Here is a 26,486-nt window from a genome sequence, read left to right as displayed (position 1 = left end):
AGCGTCCTTCGACAGGCTCAGGAACCCATCTTGGGCTCAGGAACCCATCTTGGGGTCAGCGCTTCGCGGTGCACACCGGAAGCGCCGACGTGTCGCCGCCCCCGGCGACCACCTCGAGGATGTCGAGCGACTCCTCGAGTGTGCCGGTGCGGAACACCTTCAGCCCGTCGGGCACGTGGCCGACCACCTCGTCGCAGTTCCCCTCGGGCGCCAGGAAGACGGTGGCGCCGGCGTCGCGAGCGCCGTACAGCTTCTGCCGGATGCCGCCGATCGGCCCCACGGTGCCCGCGGCGTCGATGGTGCCGGTGCCGGCGATGTCCTCGCCGCCGTTGAGCTCGCCCGGGGTGAGCGTGTCGATGATCCCGAGGGCGAACATCATGCCGGCGCTCGGCCCACCCACGTTGTCGAGCTGCAGCCGCACGTCGACGGGGAAGTCGTAGTCGGTGGTGAGGGCGATGCCGATCAGCCACACCTCGTCGCCTGCGGCGTCGGTCGACTTCTCGGGCGTGACCGCGACCGACTTCTCCTCGCCGTCCCGCTCGACGGTGAGGGTGACCTCGGCACCCTCTGCCTCCTGGATGGCGTCGCGCAGTCGGGTGGCCGAATCGACCGCGGTGCCGTCGATCGCCAGAACCAGGTCGTCGGCCCGCAGCTCTCCGTCCGCCGGGCTGTCCGCCACGGTCTCGACGACGCGCACCTTCGCGCCGACGTCGTAGCCGAGTTCTGTGAGCGCGGCTGCGGTCGCCTCGTGCTGCGAGTCGACCATCAGGGCGGCGTTGCGCTCATCGCGCTCGTTCGAGCTCACGCCCTGCGGGAAGACCGTGTCGATCGGCACGACGGCCCGCGTCGGATCAGTCCATGCCATCGCGAGCTCAAACCAGGTGGGGGTGCGCTCGCGGTTGCCGATCACCTGCACGGTGGTGAGATCGAGTGCGCCGGACGTGGGATAGGTCTCTGCGCCCTCGACCTCGATCAGCGGCACCTCGGCGCCGTCGGCGCTGCGCGCCGTGCCGAGGGTGTCGTACACCGGGCCGGGTCGCTGGATGACATACGGCGTCGGCACGAAGGTGAGCGCGACCAGCGCCACCAGCGAGACGCTCAGCGCCACGATGCCGGTGACCGTGCCGTTGCTGCGGCGTGATGACACGGAACCTCCGGGGCGTTCGCGAGCGGCGTACAGCGATCCGGGCGCATCGGGTACGAGCACAGGATCGTGTGACTAGCGTAGAGCGCACACGCTACGGGCATGCTGAGAGGGCAATCGCATGGCAGATGACGATCGAGATCCGTCCGACTTCGAGGAGATGCTCCGGCGCATGATGTCGGGTGGGCAGATGGACCCTGAGGCGCTGCGCGACGCCCTGTCGGGAATGGGCGGGATGTCGATCGACCCGGCCCAGATGTCGGGGTTCATGTCGCAGCTGCAGGGCATGTTCGGCGGCGATCCATGGCAGAGCGCCAAGCAGCGGGCGCTGCACGTCGCCAACCGCGACGGTCTCGGCATCGCCGACGGCTCGCGTACGTCGCTCGCGGATGCCTTCGCTCTCGCGAATCTCTGGCTCGGCGAGGCGACCACGATCTCCGAGCTCGCCTCGGCGCCGCAGGCGATGACCCGCGGCGAGTGGGTCGAGAAGACTCTGCCGGTCTGGAAGGAGATCGCCGACCCGGTGTCGACGTCGATCGCGGATGCCCTCACCGGCGCGCTCGAGACGCAGGTTCCGCCCGAGATGCAGAGCATGGTGCAGGGCGCCGGTCAGCTGATGCGCGGCGTCGGCGGTTCGCTGTTCGCCGCGCAGTTCGGTCAGGTGCTCGGCCGGCTCTCGCTCGAGGTGGTCTCGGGTGGCGACGTGGGCATCCCCGTGCTCCCCGCCGGCACCGCCGCGGTGATCCCGCAGAACATCGCGGCCTTCGGTGAGGGCCTCGAGATCCCCGAAGACCAGATCGCCCTGTACCTGGCGGTGCGCGAGCTCGCCTACGCGCGGCTGTACCGCCACGCGAAGTGGCTGCACCTGCACGTGCTCTCGCAGATCACCGACTTCGCCCGCGGGGTGACCGTCGACGTCGAGGTGCTCGATGATCTGGCATCCCGGCTCGATCCGACCAACCCGGAAGAGCTGCGCGCGGCGATCGAGGGCGGTGCGCTGCTTCCGGCGCAGACCGAGGCGCAGCGCGAGGCGCTCGCGCGCCTCGAGAACCTGATCGCCACGATCGACGGCTGGGTCGACGTGGTCACCGAGGAGGCGACGTCGCGTCTGCCCGACGGTGCGCGGCTGGCCGAGGCGGCCCGTCGGCGTCGCGCGGTCGGCGGTCCTGCCGAGGACGCCCTGGGTGCGCTGGTCGGGCTCAAGCTCCGCCCCCGCCGCCTGCGTGAGGCGTCGGCGATGTGGCGGTCGGTGACGGATGCCGTCGGCATCGCTGCCAGGGATGCCCTGTGGGACTACCCCGACATCATGCCGCTCGCGTCGGACATCGATGACCCTGCGGCGCTCATCGCGCGCCTCGAGGCCCTGCAGCGCGGCGAGACGCCGGAAGCGGACGAGCTCGACGAGGCTCTCGCGCGTCTGCTCGACGGCGAGGACTTCGGCGGAGACGCCCCCGACGAAGAGGGCGACCGTCCGGAGGGCGACCGTCCCGAAGGCGACCGTCCGGAGGGCGACCGTCCCGAAGGCGACCGTCCGGGGGGCGACCGTCCCGTCTGAGCTCGTCTCCGTTCGTCGGCGCCCCCTCCGAGCATCCCCGCCCCCTCGGGGCGACGCGAATGCGAGGGGGCGCCGACGACGAGAGGGGGCGCCGACGGAGACGCATGCGGGCGAGCGGGAGCGATCGCGAGTGCGCGAGTGATCCTGCACAGTCCGGGAAACGCCCGATCCGTCCACAGATCGTCACTTTCCGCCCCGCGCACGGCCCGCATCGGGACACAATCGGGTCATGAGCCCGATGACGCCGACGACCTTGACCCGGCTGGATCCGCGTTATCCGCTGCTCTGGCGCGATGTGGACACCGTGCAGTTCGGTCTCGAGAACGTCGTGCGCCTCGACGTCGCGGGCGCCTGGGTCGAGCCCCTGCTGAACCGGCTGCGCTCGGGCATCCGGCTCAGCTCGTTCGACGTGATCGCACACGGCGTCGGCGCCCCGCGCGGCGATGCACGGCGGATGCTGGCGACGCTGCGTCCGCTGCTCGTCGAGGATCCGCTGCCTGCACCGCCGTTCTGGGCCGACAGCGTCAATCTCGCCGACGGACGAGGGCAGGAGCGGCTGCGCCAGTCGCTGATCGACGAAGGCCTGGACGAGGCCGACCCGCGCTCCGCCGGCGCGGTGGCGGTCGTGATGGTCGGCGGGGCCGCGGCGGCGCTGCAGCTCGCGCCCTACCTGCGTGACGATCTGCCGCACCTCCCGATCGGCTTCGAGCAGGATGCGGCGGTCGTGGGTCCCCTTGTCGTGCCTGGGCGCACGCCGTGCCTGTCCTGCCGCGACGCGCACGAGCGCGATCGTGACGAGGCGTGGCCTCGCCTGCATGCACAGCTCGTCGGCACGACGACGCAGGTGACCTCGGCGCGCATCGCGCACGCGGCGGCGCTCGTCGCGCGCATCCTGCGCACGCCGACGCCGTCAGCCGGGTTGATGGTGCGCGTCAGCCCTGACGGGCGGCACGCCTGGCGCTCGGTGCGACATCACGCAGAATGCCCGTGCCGCGAGCTGTCGTTCCGATCTCCGCCAGGAAGCGCGACGGAGACCGCTCCCCCCGCCCGGCTGACCGCGCCCATGACACCGCCAGCGTTCGCGCGGCCCGCGTGATGCCGACGTAGGCGAGGCGCCGCTCCTCATCGATGTTCTCGAACGAGGTCGCGTACGAGATCGGCAGCGACCCCTCCGCCCACCCGGCGAGCAGCACATGCGGCCATTCGAGACCCTTCGCCGCGTGCAGCGTCGACAGGGTGACGGTCTGCAGCGTCGGCTCGTGCTGGTCCTTGGCCCGCGCCATCAGCTCATCGGCGAAGACACGCAGTGTCGTGCTGGGCGGCGCCTCCTCGGCGAGGCGCAGGATCGCGCGGCGCGCCTCCCACCCGTCCCGCTGCGCGCCGCCGGCCTGCGGCGGCTCATCTGTGAGGCCGAGACCGCGCAGCACGTCGCGCACGGTCGGCAGGAAACCGGCATCCGTGGGCGCCACCGCAGCCCCTCGCAGCGCGAGCACCGCCTGACGCACCTCCGGCATGTCGAAGAAGCGCGTGCCGCCGAGAACGCTCGTCGCGACGCCTCGCGCCGCGAGCGCCTGCTGCAGAACGGCCGACTGGGCGTGCGCACGATAGAGGACGGCGATGTCGGATGGGGCGGCGCCGCCGGCGATGCGGCGCACGATGGCGTCGGCGATGCCCGCCGCCTCGTCGGTCTCGCTGTCGTACGCCGTGACCGTGGGCGGCTCCGCCTCGCCCGCGCGCGCGCCGGCGGGTTCCAGAGCCAGCGCACCGGGGCGTCCCTTCATCAGCGCGTTCGCGGCGGTGAGGATCGGCTCCTGAGAGCGGTAGTTCGTCTCGAGCCGCACGACGGTCGCGTCGCTGAACCGGCGCTCGAACTCGAGCAGGTAGCGCTGCTGCGCGCCGGCGAACGAGTAGATGGTCTGGCTGGCGTCGCCCACCACGCAGATGTCGCGCCGGTCGCCGAGCCACAGCTCGAGCAGCCGGTTCTGCAGCGGCGACACGTCCTGGAACTCGTCGACCGTGAAGTGGCGGTACTGCTCGTGCACCGCCGCGGAGACCCGGGGCTCGGCCTCGAGCATGCCCGCGCAGGCGAGCAGCACGTCCTCGAAGTCGAGCTGACGCCGCTCGTCCTTCAGCGCCTCGTAGGCGGTCTGCAGCTCGATCAGCTGCTCGGGGCGGATGCCGCTGATCGGCCGCTGCAGCTCGGCGTACTGCTCGATCGACAGCATCGAGACCTTCCGCCACTCGATCTCGGAGGCGATGTCGCGCAGCGTCGCCGTGCTGGGACGCAGGCGCATCGCGTCGGCCGCCTGCCCGAGCAACCTGACCTTGTTGTCGATGAGCGACGGGGCGGAGTCGCCCGCGACGGTGGGCCAGAAGAAGTTCAGCTGCTTGAGGGCGGCGGCGTGGAAGGTGCGCGCCGCGACCCCGCCGACGCCGAGGGCGCGCAGGCGCCCGCGCAGCTCTCCGGCCGCCTTCGCCGTGAAGGTCACCGCCATCACGCGCTGCGGCGAATACGCGCCCGTGTCGACGCCGTGCGCGATGCGGTGCGTGATCACCCGCGTCTTGCCCGTTCCGGCGCCGGCGAGCACGGCGACCGGGCCGCGCAGCACGGATGCCGCCTCCCGCTGACGATCGTCCAGGGCATCCAGAGCGCTCACTTCGCCACTTCGTCTCGCTGCGCTCGCTCAGTGCGGCGCTCGCTACGCTCGCTCAGCGCACCGCACTGCTCGCCATCCCGGTACCAGTCCTCGATGAGCCGGCGGGCGATCGACGACTGGCTCGGCAGGCCGACCGGGCCCTTGCCGGCGAGCGCGCTTCCGATCTCGTCGCGCGTCAGCCAGCGCACATCGATGATCTCCTCACCATCGGCCACCACGTCCTCATCGGCGGCGACCGCGCGGAAGCCGACCATCAGCGAGCGCGGATACGGCCAGGGCTGCGAGGCGACGTAGCGCAGCTCGCGCAGACGCACTCCGGCCTCTTCCGCGAGCTCGCGGTGCACGGTCGTCTCCATCGACTCCCCCGCCTCCACGAAGCCGGCGAAGCACGAGTACATGGTGCCGCGCCACGCGGCGTTGGCGCCCAGCAGCAGCCGCTCGCCGTCGGGACTCTCGACCGCGACGATCACGGCGGGGTCGGTGCGCGGGAAGTGCTCCGCGTCGCAGACATCGCAGTGCCGCGCCCATCCGGCGCTGCGAAGCTCGAGCCGGCTGCCACAGCGGCTGCAGTGCCGCACGTCGACCAGCCAGGCGGAGACCGCGACCGCGGTCACGAAGATCTCGGCTTCGAAGGAATCGAGCAGGCCGCCGACCTCCCGCAGCCCGAGCCACGTCTCGTCCGGTGCGGCATCGATGCTCTCGTGCTCCGACGGGACGGAGGCCAGAAGCAGGGCCGCGCCGTCGGCATCCCGCCCGAGCAGAGCCCACTCAGCATCGCCGACCTCCGCCGCGCCGACACGCACGACGGCCCTGTTCGCGACGCGAATACGGCGATCGCGGACGACGACGACCCTGGTGCCCTGTGCGGCGCGCAGGCGATCGAGCACGCCGGGCTCTGCACGCAGCTCAGCGGCTCTGTCGAGGATGTCGGACCTGGTGCTCATGCGTCCTCCTCCTGCTCTCGTGCGGCCCTCCCGGAATGCGACGTATGCCGCGGCACTCGCGTGGCGTGGACGCCAACTGCGCGGAGGCAGACCTACGCTGGGGAGCATGGCACGCTCTCCTTTCACTCTAGTGGCGGCGGTCACGGCCGCTGTGCCCGGGGCGGAGGTCACGGGCGCTCGCGCTCTGACCGCGGACGGCGACGGGAGGTTCGACTCGGCCATCGCCACACTCGCCGACGGCAGCGAGCTCGTGATCCGCGTCGCCGCCGATGACGCGGCGGCCGTCGAGCTCGCCGAGGAGGCGCTCGCGCTGCGCGCGCTGACGGCCGGTGCGAGGGAGATCCTGCCCTTCCGCGTGCCCACCGCGATGGGAGAGACGCGGGTCGGCGAGGGGCGCGCCCTGGTCACCGATCTCATGCCCGGCTTCCAGGTCGAGGCCGCGCACCTTCCCGCCGGACGCGGCGCCGCGGTGTCGATCGGTCAGGCGATCGCCGCCGTGCACGCCCTGCCGCCCTCGGTCGTGCGCGCAGCCGGGCTGAGCGTGCGCGATGCCGCCGCTGTGCGAGCCGAGACCGACCAGCTGGTCGACCGCGCGTCGGCGACCGGTCGAGTGCCGGCCCGTCTCAGCGGACGCTGGCGGGATGCCGTCGCCGACGACAACCTCTGGCGCTTCGAGAGCGCCGTGACGCTGGGCGGCATCCAGGCTCTCTCGTTCCTGTTCGAGGACGACCCGCACGACGGCCCACAGGTGGTCGCGGTGCTCGGCTGGCGCGGACTCGCGGTCGGCGACCCCGCAGAAGACCTCGGGTGGCTTTCCGGTGCACCGGATGCCGCGCCCGACGTGCTCGCCGCCTACACGGCGGCGTCGCAGCGCGCTGCCGATGAGGCGCTGCAGGCGCGCGCTCGCCTGCACGCCGAGCTCGAGTTCGCCCGCTGGCTCGTGCACGGCGATGAACTGCGTCGACCCGACATCGTCGACGACGCCGCTGCGCTGCTGGAGTCGCTCAGCTCGGGCCTGCGCGGCGATGACCTGCGGGTGGCCGTCGCATACACCGGCGGCGTCGATTCTGCACTCGACGTGCTCGATCGCGTACCGGCCACCGCGTCGAGCGACATCGACACCTCGATGCAGACCGACGCGTATCGTCCCGAGGATCTCTGGCGCGAGGCGGAGCCGGACGAGCCGGACCACGCCCGCGAATCAGCACAGGCCGCGGCGCCGGTCGTGCCGCGCGGGGAGGATGACGCGCAAGGCGGAGCGGGTGCGCCCGCAGCGCCGGTGCGCTCGTCGTGGGAGGAGCCGACGCAGGACCTCACCGACGTCGCCGGCGTGCGCGGATCGACACGTCACGCTGATGACGCGGACGACGCCGAGTCGACGGATGCCGATGCCGCGGCGCACCCCGGTCAGTCAGCGTCCACCGACGCGGACTCCGACGAAGCTCAGCGCGCGGCCCGCGCCGCGCTCCAGCGCTGGACCAGGTCCGACTCGGAGTAGATCCGGTCATCGCGGATGACCAGCTCGTCCGCGACGTAGAACAGCGCCACATCGATCTCCTCCAGCGGCACGCCGAACCGCCGATGGTAGGCGAGCCGGTAGAGGGCCAGCTGCAGCATCCGCTCCTCCCGCTCGGCAGCCGTGCGAGGTGCCCGCCCGGTCTTCCAGTCGACGATCTCGATCCGCCCACCACGGTCCTCGCGGCGGTAGACCGCGTCGAGCTTGCAGATGACGATGTGACCGTCACCCTCGCCCGCGATGTCGGCTTCGCCGAAGGCGAAGTCGATTTCGATCTCGACGGCGATCGGCTGCAGCGGCGCCCATTCGCTGCGTTCAAACCGCTCCTGGAGCTCAGTGAGATCGGCCGCGTCAGCGGCTGACACGTCGCCGGAATCGGGCGTGTCGTCGTCGATCTCCCACAGACCCTCATCGATCCTCGTGCCGACGCCGACCCGCTCGCTGCGCTGCTCCACCCACGCGTGGAACAGCGTTCCCAGCCGCGTCTGGCGGTACGGCCGCTCGGGCATGGGCCGCACGATCCGGCTGACCGTGCCTTCGAAGTCGGCGAGGTAGTCCTTGAACCGCGACGCAGGCAGCCGGGTGGGCGGATCGGCGTCGACGCCGCGCATGCGGGCTTCCCGCTCTGCCAGCAGCCGGCGCAGCTCGATCGTCGGCTCGACGCGCTCGGCGTCGGCCAGCGCCTCGCCGACGAGGTCTGCCGCCGCGGTGACGGCGGGACGGCGACCGCCCAGCGGGTCGAGCGGCCACTGGGTCGTCATGCCAGCTCCCGCGTACGGATTGTCGTCGCGGTCCACCACGCCGATGAGGTCGACCGGATCGCTCCGCGGGTCGAGCACGTCGATCGCCTCGAGCAGGTAGGGGCTGGGGGTGCGCGGTTCCTTCTGACCCGCCCAGTGAGCGCCGGTCAGCAGCAGGTCGGTGCGCGCGCGGGTGACCGCGACGTACGCGAGCCGGCGCTCCTCCTGCCGCTGATACTCGCGATACCTCCCCTTGAACACCGTCAGCGCTCCGGGCGCCGTCTTGCTCTGACTCGTGAGGGATGCGACTCCGGCCTTGATGCTCTTCGCCGGCTCCGCCGGATCGTAGGCGGGCGCCGACCACTCGAAGACCGGCAGCGCGCCGGCATCGCCGCGCAGCGCGAAGGGCAGCATCCCGAACCCGAACCATCCGGAGGTGTCGTTCACCCGCGAGGGAAGCTCATCGTCGACCAGACGCACCACGGCGACCGCATCCCACTCGAGGCCCTTCGAGCCGTGGATCGTCAGCAGCTGCACGACGCCGGGCTCGGGTGGCTCCGGTCGCGGCATGAGCTCGTCGGTGCTCTCCGCCTTGTCGAGCCAGGCCATCAGGCTGGCTATCGTTCCGCGCGGGTCGGCCGAGAGGAATGCGCGCACCTCGTCGACGAACGCCCGCAGCTGCGTCGCGGCCACCCGCGCGGGACCGCGGGTCTCATTGGCGGCGAGTTCGATGTCGAGTCGGAGCTCGAGCTCGATCAGCCGGATCAGCTCGGGGATCGGCTGCGCGGATGCCCGTCTCAGGCGCTCCAGCATCTCGCCGGCCGCACGGAGGCGTCGGCGTCCCTCGATGCTGATGCCCTCGAGCAGGCGGTAGTCATCGCGCAGGCTGCGCACGACATCCACCGCGTCGACGATCGAGACGGCTTCGTCCGCGCCCCGCGACGAGCGGATGCGCGCGCGAAGCTCATCCGGCAGCGGGAGCAGCCCGCTGTCACGCCGCGAGAGCTCGGCCGCGAGGTCGTACAGCGCCGCCATGTCGGCGACTCCCACTCCGAAGCGCGGCCCGACCAGCAGCCGGATGAGTGCCGATCCTGCGTTGGGGTCGTTGATCACCCGCAGCACCGAGACGACATCGACCACCTCGGGAGTGGCGAGGAGTCCGCCGAGGCCGAGGATGCGATGCGGGATGCCCGCCGCGGCGAGCGCGCCCGCGAAGGTCTGCATGTGCCGCTTGGAGCGGAACAGGATCGCGCCGGTGTGCGGCTTATCCCCGGGTGCGGCGGCGGCATCGTGCGCTGCGCGGCGATCGGCGAACCACGCCGCCACCTCCGCGGCCTCCTCATCGACCGTGAAGGGGAAGCGGATCTCGACGGCGCCCTGCCCGGCCCCCGGCCGGGGCTGAAGCGGCGGCACGTCGAGACCGGGCCGCTGCAGCGGCGCGAGCACTCGATTGGCGATGTCGAGGATGCGACTGTCGTTGCGCCAGCTCGTCATCAGGCTGTAAGTGCAGGGCTGCTGCTCACGGGCGAACGAGCACGAGAACGCGTACAGGTTGTCGGCACTCGCACCCCGCCAGCCGTAGATCGACTGGTGGGGATCGCCGACCGCCATCACCGCGGAGTCGCGGAACAGCTCCGCGAGGAAGCGGGTCTGGATGACCGAGGTGTCCTGGTACTCGTCGAGCAGCACCACGCGGTGCTGCTCGCGCAGCTCTGCGCGCACCTCGGGCGCGGACTCGACGATGTCGTACGCCCCGCTGACCTGATCGGCGAAGTCGAGCACGCCACGTCGCTGCTTCTCGGCGATGTACTCGCGCACCAGCGCGACCAGCGTGGGCAGGGCGATCAGGTTGGACGCTGCTCTGTCGATGGCGTCGTTGCTGCGGTACGGCTCGAATGTGCGCGCCGTCTCCAGGGCGATGCGGGAGGCTCGATCGAGATCGGCGCGGTGATCGAGCGCGTCTCCCGCCAGTCGCTGCACGGCATCGACGATCGTGTTGACCGCCAGCTCGATGTTCTCGAGCTCGGGCAGGTCGGCGCGCAGCACGACCTCGCGCGCGAGCATCCACGATGCCGCCTGGCTGAGCATCGCGACATCGGCGTCTCGGCCGATCCGCGCCGCATGCTCCCGCACGATCCCGTCGGCGAAGGCGTTGTAGGTCGACACGCGCGGTCGGATCATCAGATCCTCCGCCGTGCGAGGCGCAGTCGGATCCCAGCCGGTGCGGTAGCGGCCCGCCAGTTCGTCGAGCAGCTGCCCCCGCACCACCTCACGCTGCCGGCCGGGCGCCGCGGCATCGATCCGCAGCAGCTCGCCCGATCCGACGATCTCGGGCAGGTGCGGGAGCAGACCACGACGGCCGTACTCGTCGATCATGGCGAGCCGTGATCCGATGCGCTCGGCGAGCTCGCCGGCGGCCTTGCGCGTGAAGGTGAGCCCGAGGATCTCGTCTCGGCGCACCAGGTCGTTCGCCACCAGCCAGACCACGCGTCCCGACATCGTCTCGGTCTTGCCGCTGCCCGCGCCCGCCACCACCAGGGCCGGCGTCGGGGGCGCCTCGATCACGCGCTGCTGAGCCGGCGTCGGCGTGGGCAGCCCGAGCGCCGCGGACACGTCCGTGGCAGAGATGAGGGGCGGATGCGGCCACTCCCCCTGCTCGGGGATGGCGGCAAGCGTCGAGGCGGTCGGGCCCTGCGCCGCGGTCACGCGCTCACCGCCGGGATCGCGTGGATGCGGCAGGTCTTGATCCGCGCCTGTGTATCAGCGCAGTGAGTCTCGACCTGCGCCGTGAAGCTGCCCGCCGACATGCCCCTCGCGGCTTCGGAGACCCGCAGCAGGAACTGGGTCTTCGCGTCGTCGTCCAGACCGTGCTGGTGCGCGACGCGGTAGTCGCTCTTGGCGAGGGTGTCGGCGAGCATCACGAGCCGTGCGCCGCCGAGCGCCCGCGGCTCCGCTCCGCTGATGAGTCCCTGCTGCACAGCGATCTGATAGGCGGCGAGCTGGGCGTGCTCGATCACCTTGCCGTCGGTGGCCGTCTCCCTCGCCTCCTTCTTGCCGGTCTTGAGATCGACGACGACCACCCGCTCCCCCTCCTGCATCCGCTGCCATCCGCGCCCGCGCGCATCCTGGTGCTCGCCCGCGCCGTCCGGGTACGCCTCCACCCGGTCGATGAACCCATGGATCACGGCCTGCCCCGGCGGCGGCATCGCGCCATCGGGCAGCACAGTGACGGCCGGTGCCTCGCCGTCCGCCTGGGCCTCGGCGTCGACGGCGAAACGGAACTCGACCTCGCTGGCGATCACCCGACCGCCGTCGCGCTCGACCTCGCGCAGGTAGCTGTGCAGGCGGTCGATGAACTGGTCTGCACGACGGCGCTCCTTGCGACCGATCCACTCGGTCTCGAAGTCGAGTTCGGGCCAGTGCTCCTCAAGCACGGCGCGCAGCCGCACGAGATCGCCCTCGGGGCTGGTCTCCATCGCCTCGTGGATGATCGTGCCGATCCCGGCGGCGGGCGGCAGCACGCTGTCGCCGCCCAGCGCCGAGATCACCCATCCCAGTCCGCACTCCTCGAAGGTCTCCATCTTGGAAGGCGACACGCGAGCCGCCGCTGTCGTGAGATCGCGCAGCGGCGCATCCGACGACGGGCCCGAGACGCCGTACCACTGCTCAGGTGCGGCTCCCGGCACCCCCTCTTCCGCCATCAGCGCCAGCTGCGCAGCGGCGCCGCGCTTCACCGGCTCGGGTGCGTGCGAGGTGAGCGTGCGCCGATGCCGCGCGACGAGACCCCGCAGGGTGAGCGGATGCTCGGCCGAGGGATGCTGCTCGGGAGGCTGCGGAGCAGGAAGGAACGAGAAGAACGCGCTCGGGGTCAGATCGTCGTCGTCGACCGCCGTGACGAGAAGGCGCGAACGGGCTCGGGAGACCGCCCGCACGAAGAGCCGCAGCTCGTCGTGCAGAGCGGCGCGCCGACGATCCAGCACGCCGACGTCGGGGATGCCGACGCCCGTGCGCTGACCGATGAGCGCATCGGCGAGACGCCACGTCCGCAGCAGGCCCCCGCGCAGTCGCACGTTCGGCCACACCCCCTCCTGCACGCCCGCCACCACGACCGCATCGAACTGCGTGCCGAGCGCTGTCGCGGGTGTGAGCAGAGTCACTCGTCCGGGACGATCGGGCGTCGAGAGCGTGTCTTCCGGCACCTCGCTGCCGAGGATGTCGCGCACGAACCTCTCGGGGGTCTCGTTCGGGGTCCGCTCGACGAAGCGCTTGGCTGCGTCGAACAGCGCGACCAGCGCGTCGAGCGCACGAGCCGTCTCGCCGCCGGTGGCCTGCAGCGCGATCTCGCGCCACGCGATCTGCAGTGCGCGTCCGTCGACGGCTCGTGCCGCATCCCACGCGCGCCAGAGCAGATCGTGGATCGTCTCGCCCTCGGCGGCCGCAGCGCTCATCTCGGCCAGGGTCTTCGCGAAGCGCGCCGCCGCCCGCGCCTCCGGCGCGTCGATCAGCTCGAGCGGCAGGCGCTCGATCATCGCGCGCCGCAGCAGCTCTCGTGCGGGGGTGCTGCCGCCGTCTGACAGCTCCCGGTGGCGCAGGCGCGCCCGCAGGCGGCGCAGCCCGATGGCATCCATCCCGCCGAACGGCGAGAGCAGAGCCTCCTCCAGCCGGGCCGGAGTGCGCTCGTCGACGGGCAGCAGAGCGAGCTCGACGATGCCGACGAGGTCGCGCACCGCGGACTCCTCGCCGAGGGGACGCTGCACGCCGGCCGCCCTGGTCGGGATCTCCCGCGCGGCGAGCTCGGTCTCGAGCATCGCGACCTGCCGGGTGTCGTGAGCGATGACAGCCATGTCCTGCCAGGCCACCTCGTGCGAGAGATGCCAGTCGCGCAGCGTGCCGGCGATCCGGTCGAGCTCTTCGTACGGCGAGGCGGCGACGAAGCTCGTCAGCGCCGCGTCCGTGTCCTCGGCGGCGACCGGCACGGGTGCCCTGCGGTGCTCGACGCGCCCTGATGCGCCGATCGCCTGCGTGACGGTGCGCGTGAGCGCTGTCAGTGCCGGGTGCTGGCGGTGCGGCACCTCGAGCACCCAGACGCTGTCGAGCTCGACGGCCAGCCGCGAGAAGAGCTCGGGACTGGCGCCGCGGAAAGCGCCGGAGGAGATGTCGGGGTCGCCGAAGGCGAGCACCGCCACGCCCCGCTCGCGCAGCGCGAGTACGAGCTCGATTCCTCCGCGCGTGAGCTCCTGGGCGTCGTCGATGAGCACGACCCTCAGCGAGGCGAGGGGGCCGAGAGTCGCTGCGTCGGCATACCTCAGGATGCCGGTGGCCTCTGCGAGCAGATCGGCTGCGTCGCGGTGCGCCACCCGCATGCTGTCGAGCACGGCTCGATACTGCTCGAGGAAGTCGGCCGCGGCACGCCAGGCCTCGTCGCCGCTCGCGCGCAGCTCGACGGGATCGGCGCCGAGCTCGGTGCATTCAGCGAGGAATGCGCGCAGCTCGGACCGGAACGCCTTGCTTGTGCGGGCCGGCGCGCTCAGCGCCACCGGCCAGTCGACCGTGCCGTCCTCCAGGTCGCCGGCGAGCAGCTCCGCGATGATGCGGTCCTGATCGGCGCCGGTGAGGAGCGCCGGGGGTTCAGCGCCCTCGCGCACCATCGCCCCGCGCACGACCTGGAATGCGAACGACCCCAGCGAGCGCGCCAGGGCGCCGGGCGTGGCCTGGTCGATGCGCACGCCAACCCGATCCCGCAGCGCCGTGGCCGCCTGACGACTCGGGGTGAGCACCAGCACCTCTTCAGGCCGCAGCCCGGAGTCGAGCAGATGCACGACGCGGTCGACGAGCGCGGTCGTCTTCCCGGTGCCCGGGGCGCCGATCACCACGCCGGATGTCGTCGTGTCGACGTGCACCACCGCGTGCTGGACGGGATCCTGGGTCATGTCTTCCACGGTAGCGGCGGGTTCCGACACTTCGACTCGCTGCGCTCGCTCAGTGCATCGCACTTCGACTCGCTCCACGCATCGCACTTCGGCCCTGCGCTGAGCAGCTGTCGGCCGCGGCCTGTGCGCCCACGGCGAAATCACCCCCGACCGCGGAGTCGTGGGTGGGCCAGCCGGTAGAGTTGCCGGTGTTCGCCCAACCTGAGGAGATCGCGTGGAAATCCGCATCGGCATCATCAACACCGGTCGTGAGCTGAGCTTCGACACCTCCAGCACCGCTGACGAGGTGCGCGCCCAGGTCGTCTCGGCTCTCGAGGAGAACGCCAGCCACATCAGCCTCACCGACGCCAAGGGCAGCTCGTACATCGTGCCCACCGCGAACCTCGCCTACATCGAGCTGGGCACCGAGGAGACTCGCCGCGTCGGCTTCTTCGCCTGACATGTACATCCTGCTCGCCCTCATCGCGGCGTGCTCGCTGGGCGTCGCCCTGCACTTCCTCCTGCCGCAGCGCCGGCTGCGCGGGGTCGCCGTCACCCCGGCGATCGCGACGGCGACGACCGCCGCCGTCTACACGATCATGCAGTGGACGGGCGTCGGCGAGGGCGACGTGCGGCTCTGGGTGGTGAGCATCGGCGCCGGCATCGCGCTGGCCACGGCATCCACCCTCCTCCTGACGTCGCTGCGCACGCGCCGCGACGCGCTCGAGAAGCAGGCGCTCGGCATCTGAGGCGGACACGCGCCGTCGGAGATCTCAGCCCGGATGCTACGAGGCGAGCCCCATGGCATCCATCCGCCTGGCGTGCGCACCCATCAGCTCGGTGTAGACGGGCTCGATCCGCTGATCGTCGGCGACCAGTCGCCCTGGGCGCAGCGCGTCGCGGCACACCAGCAGCGTGTCACCGACCAGGCGGCGGCCCCACATCGACAGCAGCGAGCGCCATTCGTCATCGCTCTCGATCGTCTGCTGGATGATGGAGACGATCTCGCCGCCCCGGTCGTCCTCGCGCAGGATGGCGGCGACCCGCTCCCCCGTCTCGCCGTAGCTGCCGGCGAGCGCCAGGTAGAAGTCGTCCAGCATCCCGGCCGTGAGGTAGACCGCGAGCAGCGTCTCCTCCTGCCGCTCGCCGATGGTCTTGCGGCGGAACTCGTCGAGGTTCTCGCGGAAGGGCAGCATGACCTGCGTCGGATCGTCGCCGCGTTCGGCGATCACCTGCACGATGCCGCGGTGCTTGTCGAGGGCCGCACCGGCGGCGCGCGACAGCGCCTCCTTGCGTGCCAGCTCCTGGGTGCCCCGGATGCCGCGGCTGAGCGTCTCGAAGTACCCGAGCTGCAGGTAGGCGGCCTGTCCGAGGAACCGGTTCAGCTCGGGGGCGAGCTCGGCGAAATCCACGCGGGTCGTGCCGCTCGCCTCGCCGCGACTGTGCAGCTTCAGGGTGCGCCGCTGGGGCGTGCGCTTCCAGAACCAGTTGACCACAGGCCCAGACTAGTGGGCGAGGGGCCGTCCTCCGGTAGGCTTGTCCCGTCCTGCCATCGGAGCAGGGCCCCGCGCCTGTGGCATGCACGAGACGGCGTGGATCCGTTACGAGGCGCCCCGTGGCACACGCCGCGCTCGCGCCGGACAGGCAAGAGAACACTGTGACTTCATTCGCTGATCTGGGAATCGATCAGGACATCATCGATGCCCTCGCCGGGAAGGGCATCATCGACGCCTTCCCCATCCAGGAGCAGACGATCCCGCTGGGTCTTCCCGGCCAGGACATCATCGGCCAGGCCAAGACCGGCACCGGCAAGACCTTCGGCTTCGGCATCCCCGTGGTGCAGCGCCTGGGTAAGGACCCCGAGCACGGCGTCAAGGCGCTCATCGTGGTGCCGACCCGCGAGCTCGCCGTGCAGGTCTACGAGGACATGGACCTGCTGACCTCGAATCGCTCGACCAGCGTGGTCGCGATCTACGGCGGCAAGGCGTACGAGGGTCAGATCGACCAGCTCAAGGCCGGGGCGCAGATCGTCGTCGGCACCCCCGGGCGCCTGATCGACCTCGCCAACCAGCGCCTGCTCGACCTCTCCAACGCCACCGAGGTCGTGCTCGACGAGGCCGACAAGATGCTCGACCTGGGCTTCCTCGCCGACATCGAGAAGATCTTCTCGAAGGTGCCGGCCGTGCGCCACACCCAGCTGTTCTCGGCGACGATGCCGGGCCCGATCGTGGCGCTGGCGCGCCGGTTCATGTCGAACCCGATCCACATCCGCGCCAACGACCCCGACGAGGGGCTGACCCAGGCGAACATCAAGCACATCGTCTACCGCGCGCACTCGCTCGACAAGGACGAGATCATCGCCCGCATCCTGCAGGCGGAGGGTCGCGGCAAGGCCGTCATCTTCACCCGCACCAAGCGCGCCGCGCAGAAGCTCGTCGACGAGCTGGGCGACCGCGGGTTCAACGTCGGCGGCGTGCACGGCGACATGGGTCAGGAGCAGCGCGAGCGCTCGATGGCGGCATTCAAGGCCGGCAAGAGGGATGTGCTGGTGGCCACCGACGTCGCCGCGCGCGGCATCGACGTCGACGACATCACGCACGTCATCAACCACACCATCCCCGACGAGGACAAGACGTACCTGCACCGCGCCGGCCGCACCGGCCGCGCGGGCAAGACCGGCACCGCGGTCACGTTCGTCGACTGGGAGGACCTGCACAAGTGGGCCCTGATCAACCGCGCGCTCGAGTTCGGCCAGCCGGAGCCCGTCGAGACATACTCGTCGAGCCCGCACCTGTTCACCGACCTCGACATCCCCGAGGGGACCAAGGGCCGTCTGGTCACGGGTCCGAAGGCCGAGAAGCCGGCATCCGAGCGTCGCCAGCGTCAGCCGCAGAAGGCAGCGGATGCCGCGGCCGAGGGCACTGATGACGGCACGACCAAGCGGCGTCGGCGCCGTCGTCGTGGTTCGGCCGACGACAAGGTCGGGTCGACGTTCGCCGAGGGCGCCGAGGGCGCCGAGCAGCAGGCATCCGGCTCCTCCCCCTCCGCAGAGCGCGAGGCGGACGGCGCAGGCACGCACGACGGCGATGCCACCACCGAGCACCGTGACGGCAAGCCGGCCCCCCAGCGCCGCCGCCGTCGCCGCCGCAGCGGGGGCGCAGCGCCCAGCGGCGCCTGACGCATTCAGCTCATCGAGGCCTCTCCTGCTCGGCAGGAGGGGCCTCGATCGCGTCTCGGGGGGATGCCTCCGCTCGGGATGCCCGTGACGAGCGCCTCTCCGGCGCCTGCGGGGGGTACACCCAGGTGACGAGCACGACCGAGATGATCATCAGCAGGAACCACGAGCCGAGCTTGCTGATCGACACGAGCTCCCACCCGTCGACCTGACTCGGGTAGGCCCACGCACCCGCCCAGGTGCCGATGTTCTCGGCCAGCCAGATGAAGAACGCCACGCCCGCGAAGACAGCCAGCAAGGGCAGGCGGATGACCAGACGGCGGATACGGGCGTGCATCACGGTGCGTGCCCAGAGCAGCGCGACGAGGGCGAGCAGCACCCACCGCGCGTCCCACCAGAAGTGGTGAGTGAAGAAGTTCGCGTAGATCCCCACAGCGACGATCGCGGTCATCCACCGATGCGGATACCGCTCGAAGCGCAGGTCGAAGAGCCGGTGCACGCGCACCATGTACGACCCGACTGCCGCGTACATGAAGCCGCTGAACAGCGGGACGCCGCCGATGCGCAGCATCCCCTCCGCGGCATACGCCCACGAGCCGGCATCGGTCTTGAAGAGCTCCATGATCGTGCCGGTGACATGGAAGAGCAGGATCACGCGCAGCTCGCGCAGCGTCTCGAGGCGCAGCACGAGCATGAGCGCCTGGATCAGCACGGCGGCGAGCGTCAGCAGGTCGTTGCGGGCGAGCGCGGCATCGTCGGGGTAGAACAGCCGAGCCGCGACGATCACCAGCAGCAGCGCCGCACCGAACGCGCAGGCCCACGCCTGCTTGAGCACGAAGACGACGAACTCGATGATCCCTGCCCGCACGCCACCGGCGGCCGCGTCGCGCAGCATCCGATCGGCGGCTGCGTCGATCCGCTGCTCGAGCGGTGTACTCCATCGCATGACCGGACGCTATCGGCCTCATCCGAGTGAGTGCCGGGAGAAGCCGGGCGGAGCGCCGCAGGCGTCAGCGGGTGCGGGGCGGGGTGCCGCTTGCCCGCTCGATGATGCGGGCGACCATGTCGTCGGCCGTGGTGTTCTCGCCGGGACGGTTGGGCTTTCCTGCGCCGTGGTAGTCGCTGGATCCGGTGACGATGAGGTCGTGACGTGCGGCGATGTCGCGCAGCAGGCGCTTGCCGTCTGCCGTGTTCTCGCGGTGGTCGATCTCGAAGCCGGCGAGTCCCTCGGCGATCAGCCGCTCGATGTACGACAGCGGCATCATGCGGTCGCGTCCCGCGGTCACGGGGTGGGCGATCACAGCCACTCCCCCGGCGTGCGTGATCAGGCGCACGGCGGTGAGCGGGTCGGGCGCGTAGTGCGGCTCGTAGTAGCCCTCGCGCGGATGCAGGATGCCGTCGAACGCCTCCGTGCGGTCTCGGACGATCCCCCGGGCGACGAGGGCGTCGGCGATGTGCGGACGGCCGACCGTGGCATCCGGAGTCGTCTGCGCCAGCACGTCGTCCCAGCCGAGGTCGTAGTCGCGGCCGATGCTGCGCACGATCCGCTCCGCACGGCCGACCCGGTCGCTGCGGATGCGATCGGTCTCGGCGACGAGGTCGGGATCGTCGGGATCGAAGAGATACCCGAGCACGTGCACGCTGCGCCACTCGTGCTTGGCCGAGAACTCCATGCCGGGCAGGAAGGTCATGCCGAGCGAGACGGCGACATCACCCGCCTCCTGCCAGCCGGTGGTGCGGTCGTGATCGGTGAGAGCGGCGGTGCGGATGCCGTGGGCGTGCGCCTGACGCATCACCTCGCCGGGCGCCTCGGTGCCGTCGGAGTGATTGGAGTGCAGATGCAGGTCGCTCGGTCCCCGGAAGCGGGTGGAGGGGCCTGTGGTCATCCTCCGAGGGTACCGCCAGCGGCGACTCAGCCGTCTCCTCTAGGCTTTTCGGCGATGCTACGACTCGTCGGAATCCTCCTCACCGTGCTGTTCGCCATCGCGACGGCGATTCTGGTGTGGCCGCAGTTCTTCCAGCTCGAGGCGACCTTCCCGATCACTCAGATCATCGCCTCCAGGGCAGCCCTCGCGGTGGCGTTCCTGGTCTTCGCTCTCGTCGCCGCGCTGCTGCTCTTCGCGCGGCCCCTTCGCGGCTTCGCCGCCTCGATCCTCATCGTGTCGCTCATCGGCGCCGGCTCGATCGGGCTGATCGGCGCCGCACGCGGGTATGGCTCGGACGCCCTGCCGCAGAAGACCGACGGGGCGGTGCGCGTGCTCTCCTGGAACACGGCGGGCGCCGCTGTGTCGGCCGACACGATCGCGGGGGTCATCGCCGACCAGCAGATCGACGTCGTCGCGCTGCCCGAGACCTCGGAGGAGGTCGGTGAGCAGATCGCGATCATGATGCGCGACGCGGGCCGCCCGATGTGGGTGCATCACGTCAACATCCATCCCGACGTGCCGAACGGCCCGCAGGCCTGGCAGACGACGATCCTTATCTCGGCCGATCTCGGCGAGTACTCGGTGATCGACTCGTCGCGAGACGGGTCGAGCAACACCGGATCCGTTCCGAGCGCGGTGGCGATGCCCGTCGACGGCACCGGGCCGACCATCGTCGCCGTGCACGCGGTGGCGCCCCGTCAGGATGCCATGTCGCAGTGGCGGTCGGATCTGGAGTGGGTCGCCGACCAGTGCCCCGAGGGCGAGTTCATCCTCGCGGGAGACTTCAACGCCACCCTCGATCACATGGCGTCGTTCGGTGTGAACGGTGGCACCATGGGGCGCTGCGTGGACGCCGCGGCGAGCACGGACAACGGCATGGTCGCGACATGGCCCGCCGACCTCCCGCGTCTGGCCGGCGCGCCGATCGACCACATCATGTCGAGTCCGGAATGGAAGGCGACCGGCACGCTCGTGCTCGAGGAGTCGGGCGGCAGCGACCACCGGGCGATCGTCGCGCAGCTGGAGCGGGCGGGCGAGTAGCCGGGCTGCGGCGGGCATCCGTCGTCCGGCCGCCGGTGGGCGAGCATCCGGTCGACACATCTGCGTGCGGTGAGACAATGGATGCATGACCAGCGCAGACACCGACGCCGCCGTCGAGACCCCCGCCGAGGCTGTCGACGCGGAGAAGAACCCCCGCAAGCAGCCGTTCCCCCGCGGATTCCTCGACACGATCTCGACCGGATGGGCGGATCGCCCCGAGTCCATGCCCGCCCCGCGCGCCCAGGCGTCATATGCCGCCGCACGCCGCGCGAAGGTCTCCGCGGCCTTCCCCGGCAAGCGCCTCGTCGTGCCGGCCGGCTCGTTCAAGCAGCGCAGCAACGACACGGACTATCCGTTCCGCGCGCACTCGGCCTTCGTGCACCTCACCGGGTGGGCGAACGAGTCCGAGCCGGACTCGCTGCTCGTCTTCGAGCCGACCGAGAACGGCCATGACGTCACCCTGTACTTCCGTGAGCGCGCCGACCGCACCACGAGCGAGTTCTACTCGGATGCCACGATCGGCGAGTTCTGGATCGGCCCGCGCCCGTCGCTCGCCGGCGTCGCCGCCGACCTCGACCTCGCCACCGCGCACGTCGACACGTTCGTCATCGCAGACGACGATCTGGTCGTCGACATGGATGACGAGCTCACCCGCTTCGTCTCCGAGCTGCGCCTCGTGAAGGACGAGTTCGAGATCGCCGAGATGCGTCATGCGGTCGCCGTCACGGCATCCGGTTTCGACGACATCATCCGCGACTTCGACCGCGCCGTCGCGCATCCCCGAGGCGAGCGCATCGTCGAGGGCGTGTTCCACCAGCGCGCGCGCAGCGACGGGCACTGGGAGGGCTACGACACCATCGCGGCGTCCGGGCACCACGCGTGCTACCTGCACTGGACCCGCAACGACGGAGCCGTGGTGCCGGGCGATCTGATCCTGATCGACGCCGGCGTCGAGGTCGACAGCCAGTACACCGCGGACATCACCCGCACCCTGCCGGTGAACGGGACGTTCTCGGACGTGCAGCGCCGCGTGTACGAGGTCGTGCTCGAGGCCGCCGACGCCGCTTTCGCCGCCGCGAAGCCCGGCGTGAAGTTCCGCAGCGTGCACGAGGCGGCGATGGAGGTCATCGCCAAGCGCACCGCCGAGTGGGGCGTGCTGCCCGTCTCGGCCGAGGAGGCTCTGGACGCCGACAAGGGCGGCCAGCACCGCCGGTACATGGTGCACGGCACCTCGCACCACCTGGGCATCGACGTGCATGACTGCGCGCAGGCGCGACGCGAGATGTACTACGACGGCGTGCTCGAGGAGGGCATGGTCTTCACGATCGAACCCGGACTGTACTTCCAGATCGACGACCTCACCGTGCCCGAGGAGCTGCGCGGCATCGGCGTGCGCATCGAGGACGACATCCTGATGACCGCCGACGGACCGGTGAACCTGTCGGCCGACATCCCCCGCACCGCGGACGACGTCGAGGCGTGGATCGCCCGACTGAAGGGCTGATCCCGGCGCGGGGCGAGCTCCCTCCCTCGGTCGTTGAGCGAGCGCAGCGAGTCGAAACGCAGCCCCACCCGATCATCGACCCGAGCTCCCTCCCGATCGTCGAGCGAGCCCCTTCCGGTCGTTGAGCGAGCGCAGCGAGTCGAAACGCAGCCCACCGGTCGTTGAGCGAGCGCAGCGAGTCGAAACGCAGCCCCACCCGATCATCGACCCGAGTTCACTCCCGATCGTCGAGCGAGCCCCTTCCGGTCGTTGAGCGAGCGCAGCGAGTCGAAACGCATCCCACCCGGTCGTTGAGCGAGCGCAGCGAGTCGAAACGCAGCCCCACGAGCTCCGCTTCCCAGCTTCCCTCGCCCACACCTCCAGTTCGTTACATACCCGTGATCTTCTCGAGCCCCTTCCCGTCCGTATTCTCCTTCGAATGTCGGTGGCCCCTCTCACAATGGAGGCATGGCCCTCTTCACCGACATCGACGCCCAGGTCGCCGCGCTGCGCGACCTGTTCGGTGGCGATGTCGCGGTCGACGAACTGGCTTCCCGGATGTCGTCGTTCAGCGGCGAGAAGCTGATCCGTGCGGTGGCTGCCGCTGCCGCGTTGGTGCGATCTGCGGAGCGGGTCGGGATCGTCGGCGCGGGGATCGTCGCGGCGAGGTCTCGTCGTGAGGCCGGTCAGGACGGGCTGGCGCAGGCGCGTGGTCACCGGTCTCCGGCGGCACTGATTCAGGAGATCACCGGGTCCAGTCACGCCGACGCGCAGCGGCAGGTCCGGCTGGGACAGACGATCCTTGACAGCGAACCTTCCGCCGGAGGGCCGAACCCAGAGCCCGTGTCTGAGGCCGATGCAGGTCGCGATGACGACGGCGGCACCGATTCCGCGTCAGGTCCGGATGCCGATGCCGGCGGCGATTCGGATGACGGTGACGACCGCAGCGCCGATTCCGGTACTGGTCCGGATGCTGGTGCAGGACCGGCCGGTGTACCGCGCGCACCGTGGCATGCGCCGTTGTCGGTGGCGCTGCTGCAGGGGCGGATCTCCTCCGCGCAGCATGATGCAATCCAGCGCGGTCTCGGTCACCCGATCGATGACGCCGACGACACGCACGCGGCGTGGAGTGCGGCGGCGGAGCAGCTGATCGCCGATGCGGCCTCCCGCACGGTGGAGGAGCTGCGCATCCAGGCCAGGGCGATCCGCGACCAGCTCGACCCGGACGGTGCCGAACGGCGCTTCACAGAGCGCTACGAGCGGCGCTCATTTCGCACGTGGACCGACGCGGACGGGATCGAGCACGGCCGGATCGAGTTCGAAGACGACGGCGCCGCCTGGATCCGCGCGATCCGCGACGCGGCGCTGCGGCCCAGGCGCGGCGGGCCGCGATTCGTGGACTCCACCGAAAACCGTCAGGCCGCCGACCTGGCCGCCGACACCCGGACGAACGATCAGCTCAGCTACGACCTGCTCATCGACCTGCTGCGTGCCGGAGCACTCGCCGACGCCACCAGCGTGTTCGGCACACGGCAAGCCGGCGTGCGGATCGTGCAGGTCATCGACGACACCGGCGCCGGTGTGTCTGCCCGCACCGAGGACTACGGACACCCGATCCCCAGCGCCGCGGTCGACCAGCGCATCTGCGACACCGGCGCAGTGCAAGTGACCGTCGATGCCTGCGGGAACCCGCTCGACGTCGGACGAGAACACCGCCTGTTCACACCCAGACAGCGCATCGCCCTCGCCATCCGCGACGGCGGATGCCGCTGGAGTGGATGCGACCGCCCCGCCTCCTACTGCGAAGCGCACCACATCGACGAATGGGCGCGCGACGGCGGACGCACCGACATCGACCGCGGCATCCTGCTCTGCCGACACCACCACATGCAACTGCACCACGGCGGCTGGCGCATCACCCGCGACGGCCGAGAAGACTTCCACCTGCACCCGCCCGCCGGCAGACCCACCATCCCACTGAGACCGCGCGCCGCACTCACCGCCGCCTGGGCCGGCATCGACCCGCCACCAAAGCGATTCAGACCCGCCGCCTGAATCCTCAGTGCACCGACATCTGAGCGCGCAGATGGGAGCGCGGCCCCACGTGCTCAGCGCAGCCCCACCTGGTGTGCGCAGCCCAGCCCAGCCCAGCCCACCTGCCCGGCCCAGTCCCATGTGCCAGCCCAGCCGCACGTGCCCAATGCATCCCCACGTGCATAGCCCAGCCCCAATGCGCCCAGGCCAGCCCCACGCGCGCAGCCCGGGGCCTAGCGCTCAGCGCAGCCCCACGTGCTCAGCGCAGCAGCACGTGCTCGGAGCCAGCGCCCGCCGTGCTGTCCAGAGCTGGGCAGTGTCAGCGCGGCTCGACCTCGTCGATGAACTCCACCACGAGCGTCGCCAGCCCCGCCCCGACGACGTCCGCCGGCCGCTTGGCGCCCTTCACCTCGAACGAGTGGCCACCGCCGTCGATCCAGGCGATCCGGGCATCCTGACACGACGACACCGCGTCCTCCAGCTGCGACAGCGGCTGCACGAACGGATCATTCGTGCCCTCGACGAACAGCTGAGGCGGACGCACGTCGGGCAGATGCTCCACCCGCGGCTTCTCGGGCTTCCCCGGCGGATGCAGCGGATATCCCAGGTACACCAGCCCGTCCACGTCCATCCCCTCCGCGACAGCCATCGACGCCATCCGGCCGCCGTACGACTTGCCGCACGCCCAGATCGCAGCATCCGGCCGCTCGGAGCGGATCGACGCCACCACCGCACGCCAGGTCAGCACAGCATGCGCGGCCGGCCCGGGCATCCGCCGACCTGCCTCGACGTAGGGGAAGTTGAAGCGCACCGTCGTGAACCCCTCCTCACGCAGCGCCGCCGCGAAACCGACGAGGAACGGATGATCCATGCCCGCGCCGGCACCATGCGCGATCGCGACCACACCGCGCGACTCCCCCTTCGGCTCCTCCCAGGCCGCCGACACGGCCGCAGGCCCCGACGGCAGCTCCACCGTGACGAGCATCAGACGCTCCTCACGAACGGAACGCGCACCACATCACTGCGGCGCGCGCGGCGCAGCGCGAAGAGCACCACGACGAGATGCACGACGCACACGATCACGTACAGCAGCAGCGGGATGCCCTGCGGAAGGAATCCCGACGCCGGAGCGCTCGGCTGGGTCAACCGCACGAGCCCGAGAGCCACCTGCAGGAGCAGCAGCGCGGTCGACACGAGCAGGAACACTCGCCCCCACGAGCGTGCGAGAGCGGCGTTCTGCTTCGCCAGCGGACCCTGGCGCGACAGTGATCCGTATGCGGCGATCATCCCGCCGCCGGCGGCCAGAGGTCCCAGGAACGGGATGGGCAGCAGCACGAGCAGCCCCAGCGCCCACGCCGAAGCGCCCGTCGCCTGGCCGCTCGAGCCCCTCATCGCGGGTCGGTCGGATTCGACAGGTCGCTGCCGATGCCGGGCTTCGGCGCAGATGCGGGGCCGGCGCCGGGATCAGCGGGGGTTCCGGATGCCCCGATGCCGGGCTCCGCACCCGGAAGCGGTGGCTTCGGAGGAACGACGGGCCCGCCGGTCGACCCCGGAGCGGGGTCCGGCGCAGGAGCGGGGTCCGGCGCAGGAGCAGGATCCGCCCCAGGAGCAGGATCGGCGCCAGGCGCGGGATCCGACCCGGGAGCAGGATCAGATCCAGGAGCAGGATCCGCCCCAGGAGCAGGATCGGATCCAGGAACAGGACCGCCCGCCGGAGCAGGATCCGCCCCAGGAGCAGGACTCGGCGCAGGCGCAGGACTCGGCGCAGGAACGGGACCGCCCGCCGGCGGAACGCGCTCGCCGTACCGCGGCGGCTCGCTCATGTCGACCGGCGGACGCACCGTCTGCGGCCGCTCCGGGCCGACGACGCCGCGCGCCTTGGTCAGCGACGCGGGCTGCACCCGCACCTCGTAGTGGTCGGCGAGCATCTGCATCATGCTCGCGAAGTCGCGACGGCGACGCACGATCGAGTACGTCACCAGGCTCATGATCATGCCGAGAGCGACACCGATGAGCAGGAAGCCGAGGAAGAGCGAGATCGGAGCATCCGGAGTGCCGAACAGCATGACAGCCGACAGCAGCAGACCGATCAGCACGCCGTTGGTCGCCCCCGACCGCGCGGCCGCCGCGTACCCGAGCTTGCCGGTCACGCGCTCCACGGTGCGCACACCCTCACCCACGATCGCGATGTCGCGCGCGGGCACCTCCCCCGCGATCAGCTTCGAGACGATCTTCTGGGCGGCCTCGTAATCCTTCGTCGAGGCGATCACCTCGCCGAGATCGGTGCCTTTTCCCGGTCGATTCAGCATGCTCATCCGGCCATTGTCCCATCGACCCCTATGCGCCGTCACCCGCCCGGCCGA

At 70.9% G+C, this 26,486-nt stretch carries 19 protein-coding genes; 8 read left to right on the top strand and 11 right to left on the bottom strand.

The annotated features are described in order from the left end of the window. Positions 1-55: 55 nt before the first annotated feature. Positions 56-1,147 carry a PDZ domain-containing protein gene (locus ACIPV2_RS03425; RefSeq protein ID WP_400838512.1) on the bottom strand — a complete coding sequence of 364 codons (1,092 nt, stop codon included), beginning with the start codon at positions 1,145-1,147 and terminating at the stop codon, positions 56-58. A gap of 118 nt (positions 1,148-1,265) precedes the next feature. On the opposite strand from ACIPV2_RS03425, the gene ACIPV2_RS03420 reads away from it, so the two are divergent. After that, positions 1,266-2,699 carry a zinc-dependent metalloprotease gene (locus ACIPV2_RS03420; protein ID WP_400838510.1) on the top strand — a complete coding sequence of 478 codons (1,434 nt, stop codon included), beginning with the start codon at positions 1,266-1,268 and terminating at the stop codon, positions 2,697-2,699. A 932-nt stretch (positions 2,700-3,631) separates the two neighbouring features. Here ACIPV2_RS03420 and ACIPV2_RS03415 read toward each other — a convergent pair. Together ACIPV2_RS03415 and nudC are read right to left on the bottom strand one after the other, a co-directional pair. Then, a complete protein-coding gene (locus tag ACIPV2_RS03415) occupies positions 3,632-5,356 on the bottom strand; it encodes an ATP-dependent helicase (protein WP_400838507.1) in 1,725 nt (574 codons plus the stop codon). Next, positions 5,353-6,300 (bottom strand): NAD(+) diphosphatase, encoded by a 948-nt coding sequence (gene nudC, locus ACIPV2_RS03410; RefSeq protein WP_400838504.1) that lies wholly within the window; start codon positions 6,298-6,300, stop codon positions 5,353-5,355. Before nudC ends, ACIPV2_RS03415 begins: the two co-directional genes overlap by 4 nt. A 106-nt stretch (positions 6,301-6,406) precedes the next feature. Here nudC and ACIPV2_RS03405 point away from each other — a divergent pair, with 106 nt between their 5' ends. Beyond that, entirely contained in the window at positions 6,407-7,798 is a 1,392-nt protein-coding gene (locus tag ACIPV2_RS03405; protein WP_400838500.1) for a hypothetical protein, read from the top strand. On the opposite strand, the gene ACIPV2_RS03400 is transcribed toward ACIPV2_RS03405, so the two are convergent. After that, positions 7,744-11,262, bottom strand: coding sequence for a UvrD-helicase domain-containing protein (locus ACIPV2_RS03400; protein WP_400838497.1), 3,519 nt, complete (start codon positions 11,260-11,262; stop codon positions 7,744-7,746). The genes ACIPV2_RS03405 and ACIPV2_RS03400 overlap by 55 nt on opposite strands. Further along, a complete protein-coding gene (locus ACIPV2_RS03395) occupies positions 11,259-14,486 on the bottom strand; it encodes an ATP-dependent helicase (protein ID WP_400838494.1) in 3,228 nt (1,075 codons plus the stop codon). The genes ACIPV2_RS03400 and ACIPV2_RS03395 overlap by 4 nt, the downstream gene beginning before the upstream one ends. Before the next feature lie 214 nt (positions 14,487-14,700). Between ACIPV2_RS03395 and ACIPV2_RS03390 the strand changes: the two genes are divergently transcribed. Both ACIPV2_RS03390 and ACIPV2_RS03385 read left to right on the top strand, forming a co-directional pair. Further along, a complete protein-coding gene (locus tag ACIPV2_RS03390; protein ID WP_400838491.1) occupies positions 14,701-14,925 on the top strand; it encodes a DUF3107 domain-containing protein in 225 nt (74 codons plus the stop codon). 1 nt (position 14,926) lies between these two features. Then, positions 14,927-15,214 (top strand): hypothetical protein, encoded by a 288-nt coding sequence (locus ACIPV2_RS03385; RefSeq protein WP_101187212.1) that lies wholly within the window; start codon positions 14,927-14,929, stop codon positions 15,212-15,214. 36 nt (positions 15,215-15,250) lie between these two features. Here the strand turns inward: ACIPV2_RS03385 and ACIPV2_RS03380 are convergent, their stop codons facing one another. Then, on the bottom strand, positions 15,251-15,961 hold the full coding sequence (locus ACIPV2_RS03380) for a ferritin-like fold-containing protein (protein ID WP_400838488.1): 711 nt from the start codon (positions 15,959-15,961) through the stop codon (positions 15,251-15,253). Between the two features lie 161 nt (positions 15,962-16,122). Here ACIPV2_RS03380 and ACIPV2_RS03375 point away from each other — a divergent pair, with 161 nt between their 5' ends. Next, entirely contained in the window at positions 16,123-17,643 is a 1,521-nt protein-coding gene (locus ACIPV2_RS03375; protein WP_400838485.1) for a DEAD/DEAH box helicase, read from the top strand. Between the two features lie 10 nt (positions 17,644-17,653). Here ACIPV2_RS03375 and ACIPV2_RS03370 read toward each other — a convergent pair whose 3' ends face one another. Then, positions 17,654-18,586, bottom strand: a complete 933-nt coding sequence (locus tag ACIPV2_RS03370) for a DUF817 domain-containing protein (RefSeq protein ID WP_400838483.1) — start codon at positions 18,584-18,586, stop codon at positions 17,654-17,656. Between the two features lie 64 nt (positions 18,587-18,650). Continuing rightward, on the bottom strand, positions 18,651-19,526 hold the full coding sequence (locus tag ACIPV2_RS03365; RefSeq protein WP_400838480.1) for a PHP domain-containing protein: 876 nt from the start codon (positions 19,524-19,526) through the stop codon (positions 18,651-18,653). Positions 19,527-19,580: 54 nt separating this feature from the next. Between ACIPV2_RS03365 and ACIPV2_RS03360 the strand changes: the two genes are divergently transcribed. From ACIPV2_RS03360 to ACIPV2_RS03350, 3 genes are all read left to right on the top strand, one after another. Beyond that, on the top strand, positions 19,581-20,606 hold the full coding sequence (locus tag ACIPV2_RS03360; RefSeq protein ID WP_400838477.1) for an endonuclease/exonuclease/phosphatase family protein: 1,026 nt from the start codon (positions 19,581-19,583) through the stop codon (positions 20,604-20,606). A gap of 85 nt (positions 20,607-20,691) precedes the next feature. Further along, entirely contained in the window at positions 20,692-22,110 is a 1,419-nt protein-coding gene (locus tag ACIPV2_RS03355) for an aminopeptidase P family protein (RefSeq protein ID WP_400838474.1), read from the top strand. A 447-nt stretch (positions 22,111-22,557) separates the two neighbouring features. Next, positions 22,558-24,144, top strand: coding sequence for a DUF222 domain-containing protein (locus ACIPV2_RS03350; RefSeq protein WP_400838471.1), 1,587 nt, complete (start codon positions 22,558-22,560; stop codon positions 24,142-24,144). Between the two features lie 298 nt (positions 24,145-24,442). On the opposite strand, the gene ACIPV2_RS03345 is transcribed toward ACIPV2_RS03350, so the two are convergent. From ACIPV2_RS03345 to ACIPV2_RS03335, 3 genes are read right to left on the bottom strand one after another with little or no spacing between them, the layout of a single operon-like run. Then, complete coding sequence (locus tag ACIPV2_RS03345) at positions 24,443-25,108, bottom strand: alpha/beta family hydrolase (protein WP_400838468.1); 666 nt, start codon at positions 25,106-25,108, stop codon at positions 24,443-24,445. After that, the gene (locus tag ACIPV2_RS03340; RefSeq protein WP_400838465.1) at positions 25,108-25,515 is read right to left on the bottom strand and encodes a hypothetical protein; all 408 of its coding nucleotides are present in this window, start codon (positions 25,513-25,515) and stop codon (positions 25,108-25,110) included. Before ACIPV2_RS03340 ends, ACIPV2_RS03345 begins: the two co-directional genes overlap by 1 nt. Further along, the gene (locus tag ACIPV2_RS03335; RefSeq protein WP_400838462.1) at positions 25,512-26,438 is read right to left on the bottom strand and encodes a general stress protein; all 927 of its coding nucleotides are present in this window, start codon (positions 26,436-26,438) and stop codon (positions 25,512-25,514) included. The genes ACIPV2_RS03340 and ACIPV2_RS03335 overlap by 4 nt, the downstream gene beginning before the upstream one ends. Positions 26,439-26,486: the final 48 nt, after the last annotated feature.

Origin of the sequence: Microbacterium sp. NPDC089987 (assembly GCF_044748505.1) — a bacterium.
Lineage (GTDB): Bacteria > Actinomycetota > Actinomycetes > Actinomycetales > Microbacteriaceae > Microbacterium.
This window is presented reverse-complemented; position numbering and strand designations above follow the sequence as displayed.